Annotated in this window: 12 protein-coding genes; all 12 read left to right on the plus strand. The window is 36.7% G+C overall.

Annotation, left to right across the window (positions count from 1 at the left end):
* The first annotated feature begins 3 nt into the window (after nt 1–3).
* Nucleotides 4–930 (plus strand): RraA family protein, encoded by a 927-nt coding sequence (locus MWU82_RS17250; RefSeq protein ID WP_247097353.1) that lies wholly within the window; start codon nt 4–6, stop codon nt 928–930.
* A gap of 59 nt (nt 931–989) precedes the next feature.
* On the plus strand, nt 990–1,436 hold the full coding sequence (locus MWU82_RS17255) for a nuclear transport factor 2 family protein (RefSeq protein ID WP_247097355.1): 447 nt from the start codon (nt 990–992) through the stop codon (nt 1,434–1,436).
* Nucleotides 1,437–1,463: 27 nt separating this feature from the next.
* Complete coding sequence (locus MWU82_RS17260) at nt 1,464–2,552, plus strand: bile acid:sodium symporter family protein (RefSeq protein ID WP_247097356.1); 1,089 nt, start codon at nt 1,464–1,466, stop codon at nt 2,550–2,552.
* Between the two features lie 273 nt (nt 2,553–2,825).
* Complete coding sequence (locus MWU82_RS17265) at nt 2,826–3,776, plus strand: nitrilase family protein (protein WP_247097358.1); 951 nt, start codon at nt 2,826–2,828, stop codon at nt 3,774–3,776.
* A 441-nt stretch (nt 3,777–4,217) separates the two neighbouring features.
* Nucleotides 4,218–4,688 carry a hypothetical protein gene (locus MWU82_RS17270; protein WP_247097359.1) on the plus strand — a complete coding sequence of 157 codons (471 nt, stop codon included), beginning with the start codon at nt 4,218–4,220 and terminating at the stop codon, nt 4,686–4,688.
* 842 nt (nt 4,689–5,530) lie between these two features.
* Nucleotides 5,531–6,091: a Crp/Fnr family transcriptional regulator gene (locus MWU82_RS17275; RefSeq protein WP_247097360.1), complete on the plus strand. Its 561-nt coding sequence runs from the start codon at nt 5,531–5,533 to the stop codon at nt 6,089–6,091.
* A gap of 66 nt (nt 6,092–6,157) precedes the next feature.
* Complete coding sequence (locus MWU82_RS17280; RefSeq protein WP_247097361.1) at nt 6,158–6,847, plus strand: DUF4386 domain-containing protein; 690 nt, start codon at nt 6,158–6,160, stop codon at nt 6,845–6,847.
* Nucleotides 6,848–7,132: 285 nt separating this feature from the next.
* Entirely contained in the window at nt 7,133–8,257 is a 1,125-nt protein-coding gene (locus MWU82_RS17285) for a helix-turn-helix domain-containing protein (protein WP_247097362.1), read from the plus strand.
* Nucleotides 8,258–8,475: 218 nt separating this feature from the next.
* Nucleotides 8,476–8,892: a DUF3575 domain-containing protein gene (locus MWU82_RS17290; protein WP_247097363.1), complete on the plus strand. Its 417-nt coding sequence runs from the start codon at nt 8,476–8,478 to the stop codon at nt 8,890–8,892.
* Nucleotides 8,893–9,106: 214 nt separating this feature from the next.
* Nucleotides 9,107–9,433 (plus strand): metalloregulator ArsR/SmtB family transcription factor, encoded by a 327-nt coding sequence (locus tag MWU82_RS17295; RefSeq protein ID WP_247097364.1) that lies wholly within the window; start codon nt 9,107–9,109, stop codon nt 9,431–9,433.
* Nucleotides 9,430–10,398, plus strand: a complete 969-nt coding sequence (locus MWU82_RS24390) for an SRPBCC domain-containing protein (RefSeq protein ID WP_348646999.1) — start codon at nt 9,430–9,432, stop codon at nt 10,396–10,398. The genes MWU82_RS17295 and MWU82_RS24390 overlap by 4 nt, the downstream gene beginning before the upstream one ends.
* Complete coding sequence (locus MWU82_RS17310; protein ID WP_247097366.1) at nt 10,398–10,781, plus strand: DoxX family membrane protein; 384 nt, start codon at nt 10,398–10,400, stop codon at nt 10,779–10,781. Before MWU82_RS24390 ends, MWU82_RS17310 begins: the two co-directional genes overlap by 1 nt.
* Nucleotides 10,782–11,101 lie beyond the last annotated feature (320 nt).

The following is an 11,101-nucleotide window of genomic DNA, read 5'->3' on the forward strand; positions in this document are numbered from 1 at the left end:
ACTATGAAGTTCAAAATAATTTTACAATTCCTTTGCTTCTTTGCTCTTCATTCCGTCGTTTTTGGACAGACGATTCCCAAGGAGGAATTGATTTTCCTTACCTCTGAATGGAAAGGGGAACGCTTTGATGATGGACGTCCAAAAATTCCCGACGGTCTATTGGAACGGGCAAAAAAAATTGGGATCGATGATGCATGGACCGTTCTTGAAAACGAAGGTTATAAAAATCAGTTCGAGGGCAATTGGAAAATGGTCCATAACGATGTTCCGGTAGTGGGTCGTGCCCTTACCGCTCTCTTTATGCCCAGTAGGCCAGATGTGGAGAAGAGTATTAAGGAAAGGGGCATAAATTTGCAGGGAAGGAAGGGAAATACCAATTCCTGGCCTATAGAGGTACTAACAAAAGGGGACGTTTATGTGGCAAATAGTTTTGGCAAGATCGATGCAGGGACCTTAATGGGGGCCACCCTCGCAACATCCATATACAGCAAGTCGGGCAATGGTGTAGTTTTTAATGGCAGTGCACGGGATTTGGAGAGTATAAGCCAGATGAAAGGCTTCAATGCCTTTGTACGGGATTTTCACCCTTCCTTTTTGGAGGAGGAAGTGCTTATGGGACTCAACATCCCCATACGGATAGGACAGGTAATGGTATTGCCCGGGGATCTTGTGCTGGCTAAAAGGGAAGGGGTACTTTTTATTCCTGCCCATTTGGCGGAACAGGTTGTGGCCACTGCGGAGTTTGTTGCACTAAAGGACCAGTTTGGTTTTGAGATGGTAAGGACCAAGAAATATTCCACGGGCGAGATAGACAGTCAATGGACAGAACAGATCAAAAAGGAATTTATGGCTTGGTTGGACAAACATCCCGAATTGGTAAAAATGACCGAAGAGACTTTAAATAAGGTTTTAAGCAAGAGGACATGGTAATTTGGCCACTGAGATTGAAGAATTTTTGGGTAACAGCCATTTTGGCCTTATTTATTTTAATGGGGTGCAAACAAAATGCGGATCAAACCAAGGTGGAAAGTACCTCAGTTATTTTGGAGGAACAACAGGATTCCATGACTGTTGATGAGGTTGCACGGGCCGTGTCCACCTTTAATGAGGCTATGGTAAATCCCAGTGTGGAACTTATGGAGAACCTATGCGCCGACAAACTCACCTATGGGCATTCCAGTGGGCTTATACAGGACAAGGCAGCGTTTATAGACGATTTGGTGAATGGCCCCTTCAATTTTTTGTCCTTGGAAGCCGCCGATCAGACCATTACTATTTCTGGTAATAAGGCAATAGTCCGCCATATTTTCTTGGCCAAGGGAACCAATGCCGGAGAGCCGGCAGATGTCCGTATCGGCAATGTACAGGTATACCAAAAGGAAGAGGACGGTAAACTCCGACTCCTGGCCAGGCAAGCCTATAAATTGCCCAACTAGAACCAAAATAACCTAAACCGAACTATTTTGAAAAAATTGAATATTTATTCCATTAGCCTTGGCATGGCCGCTTTATTGCTGTTGGTAATTTTGGGCATGATCCTTACCGATAACATTGAACGTGCCGGTCTTGTGATCATGGCTTTTTTTGCACTGCTGGCCCTTGGTTTCAGTGGTTATAAGTCCCTGAACAGTTATGTATTTACGGCATCCATATTCGCTGGGGTTGCCCTTGCACTATATTACCCACAGTATTTTATACAGATAGGCGATTTTAAGCTAACGGCTTTAATCATACCCTTGATACAACTCATTATGTTCGGTATGGGGACCTCCATGAGTATTGGCGATTTTGCAGAAGTTGTCAAGTCTCCCAAAGGCGTCATGGTAGGGGTTACCGCACAGTTGGGCATAATGCCTATCATGGGCTTTGCACTGGCAAAATTCAGCAATTTTCCGCCTGAGATTGCCGCAGGTATTGTACTTATAGGCTGTTCTCCCAGCGGGGTGGCCTCCAATGTAATGGCCTATTTGGCCAAGGCCAACCTGGCCCTCTCCATTACAATTACTTCCATATCAACACTTCTTGCCCCCTTTATAACCCCGCTTCTAATGAAGCTTTTGGCAGGGGAGTTTATAGAGATTGATGTCCTGGACATGATGTGGAGCATTATAAAGATGATTATTTTGCCATTGGGTGCCGGAATTCTCCTTAACCGTTTAAGGGGGGAAAGGGCCAAGTGGTTGGACAGGGCACTTCCCGTAATTTCCATGCTGGGAATTGGACTTATTATTGTGGTCATAACGGCCGCAGGTAGGGACAGTCTTTTGGATATTGGGGGAATCTTAATGCTATTGGTGCTTATCCATAACCTTTTTGGGTATACCCTTGGTTATTGGTATGCTAGATTACTGCGATTGAATGAGCAGGACTCACGTACCATTGCTTTGGAGGTGGGGATGCAGAACGGGGGGCTGGCCTCTGGGATAGCCAATTCCTTGGGCAAGATAGCGACTATGGGTCTGGCTCCGGCCGTTTTTGGACCGTTAATGAATATAACGGGGTCCGTTCTGGCTTCCTATTGGCACAAAAGACCTCCAAAAGAGGGCAATTGATGGATTTATAAGTTAAATTTGGCCGGATTGGAAATATTTGAATAACAAGTTGATTATCTATGAACAGATTTTATGTGTGCTTACTTCTTTTGGGTATTGTAGGTTGTAAAAAGCACTGAAAAATCCATTATTAATCCTGAATTTATATGATCGAAATTGTCGTCACTTTTGGATGGACAGCATAAATAATTCAGTTCTACGATTGGATGTAGCCATAAGGTATTCTAAATAGTTGTTAAACGCTTCCAACCAAAACTTGAACAATTATCACATATGAACATATCTGTTGCACAATTTCAGCCAAAGGACGGAGATAAAGATTATAATCTATCGGTAATCCGCCGGCTTACCGAAAAGGCAAAATCCAAAGGAGCGGACCTTATCAGTTTTCATGAAATGTCGATCACTGCCTACACTTTTACAAAGAATTTGAACTTAGAACAGATTACGGAGTTAGCGGAGGAAGTGCCAAATGGAAAAAGTACACAGGAATTAATCGGAATATCCAAAGAATTGGATATTCCGATTTTGGCAGGTCTAGTGGAAAAATTTGAAGAGAAAATCTATAATACCTATATCTGCGTTACAGGCAATGGGGTGGTTGCAAAATATAGAAAATTACACCCTTTTATTAACAAATATATGTCCGCGGGCAATGAGTATTGTGTGTTCGACCTACTAGGTTGGAAGTGTGGGATTTTAATTTGTTATGACAACAACGTTATTGAGAACGTACGAGCGACAAGCTTATTAGGAGCCGAGATTATTTTTGCCCCTCACGTCACTGGATGCACACCATCTGCAATGCCACATCGAGATTATGTTGAGGACAAGTATTGGCAGAATCGTGAAAATGATCCTGTTTCATTGCGATTGGAATTTGACGGACCTAAAGGTAGGCGTTGGTTAATGCGATGGTTACCTGCAAGGGCTTACGATAATGGAGTTTACTATGTATTTACCAATCCTATAGGTTACGATGGTGAACATCTTAAAAATGGGAATTCAATGATAATTGACCCATATGGGGAAGTTTTGTCCGAAATAAAATCTTTTGAAAACGAAATTACGATTTCGAAAATCACAAAAGATAAAATTAAACTCTCGGGAGGTTGGAGATATAAAAATGCTCGAAGACCAGAATTGTACAAAAGTATTATTGGCGCTAATCACAAATCGGACACAACACCAATATGGATGAAAAAGAAAATGACCGAAGATTGAGAAAATACCTGCACTTAACATGGGGAACTATATTACAACGATATAATTCCTAGAATATCCGTGATAAAAATGGACTCATTAATACGCTAGTTTTTTTAGGAGTACTTGGTTTTCCTACTTGTTATAGTGCCGAAGAGATCTTGGATAATGATGCTCTACCCACCGTAATATTTAGGCAACGAATTAAGAAAATCCAAGTTGAGTTCTACATTCAAAAGGCGGCAAAAATTGATTTTAGCAACATGTTTACTGAGTTGGATACGGCTTAAAATTTTTATTGATATATTCTTTTTTAACTACATACTTAAATTTCCAACAACTGCAATTATAAGGTAAACCCAGAATTGGAAAGTTACTAATTTGTGCATCAGAGTATATCAATATTTATATGCAATTATTGAATATCCAACAACTTGGATAGTTACTTTAAGCAAGGATAAAATGACTGAAAATGAGAAACTCCTAAAAACCAATCTTGAGCGATTGAGAAATGAATTGAATCAATTCATTGAATTCTTCGAACGGGGATATAACTATGACTTGATGATATATCCATTATGGAACGCAAAGGACATTCTTGGACATATTACTTTTTGGCATGAGAGCTTTGCAAGAAACTTATATGATTTGGGAAACGGAATCAAACCGAATCCATTGAAAGGAAATCTGTCGACCGTTAACAAATTAAGTGTTGAGACTACTAAAACCATATTTATAAAAGACCTGATTCAACGACTTAGGGATGCCCAAAGAACAATTGAGAAATTCATATTCATGAAAAGTATAACATTCATACCGTACAAGCACGGTTCTAGGGCCTATTCAAGAGAAGATCACCTGGAAATAGTTTCGAGCCACATACACCGACACCTAAATGATTTAATTAAAAAGTATGGCACGGCCAAAATGTAAAGCCCTATTGCTGGATTTGAGTAAAAAGTACTTTGAACTTATAATGATGTAAGTTACAAACCTATTCCAAAAAGAACTGAACAGTGAATTTCCGAAAGGTACAATGAATCGAAATATCCGAGATGTTACGGTGCATTGTTGAATAACAGGGTGATGAAGAATTATTTGAGAAGAAAAGTGACAAGTGGACAGGTACTGCTTTATTGGGGTCATACTTTGTTTATGGGATTTCAGGTCATTAGGATTGGGCAATTAATCTTTTAACGGAGGCAAAAAAATAATAATAAGAGCTAATGGCTAAGCCCTTTTTGTGGTCGACAGTGTCAATCGCGACAAACAGGAGGTTGCATTACATTAAGACCATGTTGACCCGAATGTGATCACTTGGCCCAAATCAGGTTCATCTTTCAATGGACATAGCGTATTATTGATGATTGTCATAGCCCTGTTAAATTCTCAAATGTGTTTAAAAAACTTTTTAGTTTAAGACCCATATGTGTTTCCTTTTCACGGGTCCTGAGGACTAATTTCAAGTTACTCCCCCTCTGATTCACAATTTAGATTTTCTGGTTAGTAATTTCCCGTTTGCCCAAATACCATGGTCTAGTAAGATATTAATTTCTGAGGGGCCGATACCTCATGAAAATGGGTTAAGGTCTGCAAAGCTAATGGCAAGCCGTGTATTTCAACTAAAAAGATTTACTAAATTAGACCGAAATTATAGATAAAGAACAAGCATCGAGGTTGGAAACCAATTTAGTATAAAAGCTAATCTTTAAATTGGTTACACTATGTATATTTACAAACATGACAAAAACACACTTGTTACCAGGCATTGAATTGTGAAAAGTGGGATATTAAAATACCTTTCAGAATATACCGCAATTTCCGATGATTTGAAGATTGCAATTTTAGAAAGTACGTTTATTCAAAATTTCAAAAAAGGAACCATTCTACTACAGGAAGGAAATGTTTCGAAAGATTGTTATTTCATCATAAAGGGATGTGTGAGGAGTTACTTTTTAGAAGATGGCCAGGATCGAACGATAGAGTTTTATACCGAAGAACAATGTATTGTACCTACAAGTTATGGAACAGCAATGCCGTCCAATCACTATCTCGAATGTATGGAAGATACAGTTGTGAGTGTGGGTAACCCTAAATTGGAAAAAGAAACATTTCAAAAGTACCCTCAGCTTGAAAACTTAGCAAGAGTAATCGCTGAAACGATAATCGTTAAGCAACAAGACTCATTTACTCATTTTAAGACATCAACCCCTACAGAACGATATTTAAATTTAATCAAAACCAGACCTGGCTTGTGCCAAAGAGTTCCCCAGCACCAAATAGCCAGCTATTTGGGTATTACACCTGAATCGTTAAGCAGAATAAAAAAAGAATAGTGGACAAAAAGTGATTACTTAACCAAAGTCAATGGAGATGAATGTATAGGTTTCTACTTTTGGCTTATGACAATTAAGAATAAACAAATTTCTAGAATAGCAGGAGCTTTAATCCTACTTGGAATGATTACAGGAATCTTAAGTATTGTACCTTCTGTCGAAAGCGATAAATTCCTCGAGGATGTTTTTCCAAATAAAGTCCAAGTTTTAACAGCTGCTATATTTCAGTTTTGTTTAGTTCCTATTTATGTTGGCTTCTCTCTTATACTCTATCCCATACTCAGGCGGTATAACAAATCATTATCGCTTGGATTTGTAGGGTTTCGATTTGTGTCAGCAACGTTTCAATTAATTGGCATAATATTACTGCCACTATTTGTTTTTTTAAGTCAAGAATATTCAATTGTAAATTCTATGGATCCGGCAATTTATGAAACGGCCGGAGATGGTTTGAGATTGTTTCGTGACTTGACAAACCATTTAGGAGTAATACTGGCAACTGGCATGGGAAATATGCTTTTTTATCTAATTCTATACAAAGAAAAACTCGTTCCATATTGGCTTTCCTTTTGGGGATTTTCAGGAAACATAGTTATAATGATTGCCAGTTTTTTAATCATTTTTCAAATAATTAAAGTTATTTCAATAGCATATGGATTAATGACGATTCCGCTAATATTTCAAGAATTAGTATTGGCTATATTGTTATTAACAAAAGGGTTGACAATAAAAACAAATCCCCATTTGCTATCCTGAAAAATTATAGTTCATTCGGTCAATTGGATCCATCAAGTTTGTTATGTATCCTTTATCAATGTAAAATATTGGTTCGTTTCCAGCCATATATTCATTATTTTGTAGTCAATAGACCTTACTATTAAGGAAAGCCTGGTGCGCAACTGAATAGAAGTAGTGAGTAAACTTTATGACATTGTAGGCCAACCAAAAAGATTTGCTAAATTAGACCTATAAAAGAAACATTGTAGTTGGTTACTATAAAACATTTTTACCAATCCTGAATTTTAATTCATTTACTACCTTTTGATTTATACAACTTTACTAAATATTGCAATTTTTCAAGGAATAGTTTTAAGTGTAGTTATTTTGAAATCTCCTTTATTCAGAAGTACTGCAAATAAATATTTGGCATACGCAATTTTCACACTTTCAATACTTATCTTAAATCTTGTTTTTGAACTTACTGAAGCCTTCAGTACTATCCCTTTTCTGCGATTACTTGACAATATAGAATGGGCTTTTGTTTTTCCGGTTTTTATATTGCTGTTTGTTGTCAATCAAGTAAATCATCCTGTAAGGAATTCAAAAAAACTACTGTGGTTATTCTTTCCTTTTGGGTATTCAGGCATTATCAGTATAATTAATGTCCTTAATGTTTATAGTTTTCCAATCTTAGAAATGAGGTTATTTGGGATTCTAAACCAGATAGAGTTTTTTTTGGCCATAGGATTTATTCCTTCAGTACTAATTTACACATATAGCTTTTTAAAATTTTCAATAGAAAAACAAGAGAAAAAATGGTTGGCCATTTTGTGGGCTATCGTTTCTATATTATTGTTTTCTTGGGTATTTGCTTTACTACTAGCCTTGTTTTTAAACTATGAAATTTCGTATTTCATGAAAATCCTTGCGTTACTGGCAACATTCCTAATTCACTGGACCGCCTACATTGGAATATACAAATTTAAGCTTGTTAGGGACCAAGCGGGCATTAACACCTTGTTGAAAAATGGATCAATAGATTCCCACAACAAGGTGTCATCCGATTTTAACCCTGAAATGGAGGGCAAAAAAGAAGCTTTAACAGCAGATAATCAATATTTTAAAAAACTTGAACTTCTTTGTAAGAACCATCAAATTTATAGAGACAATTCCTTGAATAGAGAGAGAATTGCAGAGGAGTTGGGTATAAGTGCAGGTTATGTTTCTCAACTCGTAAATACAGTAACTGGAGAAAATTTTACAAATTATATAAATCAATATCGCATAGATGCAGTAAAGAAAATGATTTTGAATTCAGAATTTGAAAATTATAGTTTATTGGCTATTGGGTTGGAATCAGGTTTTACTTCAAAAACAACTTTCTACAAATCATTTAAGAAAGTTACTGGAATGACCCCCAATGAGTATCGTAATAGTATAAAATAAGTACCGATTTCTTCAATTTTAAGGTATTGAAACCTATAGATGACCCGTTGATTTAGTTTTGCCAATTATAAACTAAATAGGCTTTTTATGAAAAAAACATTTGTAATAATTGTGTTCTTGTCCTCTCTGTTTACAGTTAATGCCCAAAATCAAAATGACGACTAGACTATCAGTTCCAAAAGAAAAATGACATTACACTTAATCTATTCTATACATCATTGGGACTTTTAGAAGGAACATATGAAAGAATCCTAAATAATAAATCTTCATTGGGAATTACTGCTATGTATGCCTTCAGTCGTAAATATGACGAGGATGTAAATTTTCTAATTTCCCCTTTTTACAGAAGATACTTTGGCAAAAAATATGCAGCCGGTTTTTTTATTGAAGGATTTTCAACAATAGGTTCAGTTGATGGAAAACAGTTATACGATTTGGATGGAAATTTAACCTTAAAAGAAGGTCCGGATGTCATTGATTTATCACTTGGTTTAAGTTTTGGGTACAAATGGGTTACTAAAAGCGGAATCGTTTTTGAGGCTTTAGTTGGTATGGGTGGGAATTTATTTAATGCAGATAAAACAGACCATAACGTAATTAATCGACGAGCAATAAGTATTGGCTACCGATTTTAATCTGACTGGAATAAACTGTGTTTAACAACGGTAACCATGTTATAACCCTGTAATTTTTAAAATTTTATACTACAAGCGGCCCTTTTGGGGCCGTTTTGTTGTTAATGAAGTTGGTACCTCTAATCTTTGAAATACGTCGAACAACTGAAAATTTTTAAGTATAATTTGCGTAGTCAAATAGCTTCATATATATTTGTAGCCAAATAACTTCATTATGAAATTAAGAAGAGATGTATTTCAGGCCATTGCCGACCCAACAAGACGTTCAATATTAGTGTTATTGGCTACCCAAACCATGTCGGCAGGAGCCATTGCCAACAATTTTGATGTAGCCAGACCAACGATCTCTAAACACATTCAAATACTTAACGAATGTGAACTTATAGAATCCAACCAACAAGGCCGGGAAATTTACTATCAGATTAAAATTGAAAAATTAAAAGAAATAGATCTTTGGCTTGAACAATTTAAAAAGATTTGGGAGAACCGATTTGATCAACTTGACCAAGTATTATCAACAATTAAAAAACAGAAAAAATGAAAAATACCTTGCTATTTGATTTTACAGTAGACAAATCCACTAATACGGTATTTGTCAAAAGAGAGTTTAACGCAGAGCTTGCATTAGTTTGGGACGCCTTTACAATACCAGAAATTCTAGATCAATGGTGGGCCCCTCAACCATGGAAATCCAAAACTAAGTACATGAATTTTGCAGTAGGAGGACGAAGGTTTTATGCCATGGTCAGTCCTGAAGGTGAAGAACATTGGTCCGTTCAAGAATTTACGGCTATTAATCCCAAGACCAACTTTGAATTCTATGATGCATTTACGGACAAAGAGGAAAACATAAATTCTGAATGGCCTAGTTCTGATTGGGACTTAAATTTTAGTAAACAAGATGGAATGACAACAGTGCATATTTCTATCAAACATAAATCTCTGGCCGACCTGGAAAAAATTATCCAAATGGGCTTTAAAGATGGATTTACAATGGCTCTGGAAAATCTTGATCAGTATATAGAAGCACAATTCAAACTTCGAAAGCAAAATAGAACAAGTAACAAAGCAAGGGTATCGAGCTATTTGAATTTTGATGGAAAAACGGAGGAGGCCTTTTTATTTTACAAAGAAGTATTCAAAACTGAGTTTATAGGTAAAGGCATTGAACGTTTCGGTGACATTCCTTCAGATGCAGGGCATCCACCCGTGGCAGACGGGATTAAAAAAATGGTATTGCACGTAGAGCTTCCTATTATTGGCGGACATATTCTAATGGGAACGGATGCGCCAAAAGAAATGGGATTTACATTGACAAAGGGCAGCAATATGCATATCTGCTTGGAACCCGAGACCAGAAATGAAGCGGATAGACTTTTTAACGAACTCTCAGCAGGGGGGAATATTACTATGCCCATGGCAGACATGTTTTTTGGAGCATACTTTGGTGAATTTACTGATAGATTTGGAATAAATTGGATGATCAACTATCAAAATAAGGACTAATGAAGAATACAATCAATTTCATTATATGTTTGCTTTTTGGTCTAATGTTTATGAATGCGGGGCTAAATAAGTTCTTCAACTATATGCCGGTTCCAGATGACTTACCTGAGAGTATGCTAAAAGTAATGGAAGCATTCTTAACAATTCGTTGGATACTACCATTAGTAGGAATAATTGAGATAATAGGTGGTATTCTATTTATAATTCCTAAGACAAGAGCCCTGGGAGCAATTGTTATCTTTCCAATAATGGTAGGAATTTTATTGACGCATATTGTAAATGCCCCGTCAGGTTTACCAATTGCAGCTATATTGTTTATCATCAATATATGGATTATGTTCGAGAATAAGGATAAATATTTGCAGTTAATAAACAAGGCTTAGAAACAGCAATATCTGTACTTGAGGGTTTGGAAACAACTTCTCTAGGACCGTCAAAATTACCTTAGGAATGACAATTCAACAATGAACCGGCAAGGTCCATTACGGTTGCTCAACCCAAGAATCTCTTCGGCATCGATCATTATGTGGAAAGCAATAACCAGAAATTAATAAAGGCTGTAAAATGACAGATATTATTTCAGTCCAAATTGTGGGAACTCACCGAAAATGTAGCCTTCCCTAAAAATAGGACAGTATAAAATTCGAATTTATTAATTTTAAATTTTAACTGTCACATGAAGAAAAGCAAGTTTAGCGAAAGC

The organism is Arenibacter sp. S6351L (assembly GCF_023016025.1).
Taxonomy (GTDB): domain Bacteria; phylum Bacteroidota; class Bacteroidia; order Flavobacteriales; family Flavobacteriaceae; genus Arenibacter; species Arenibacter algicola_B.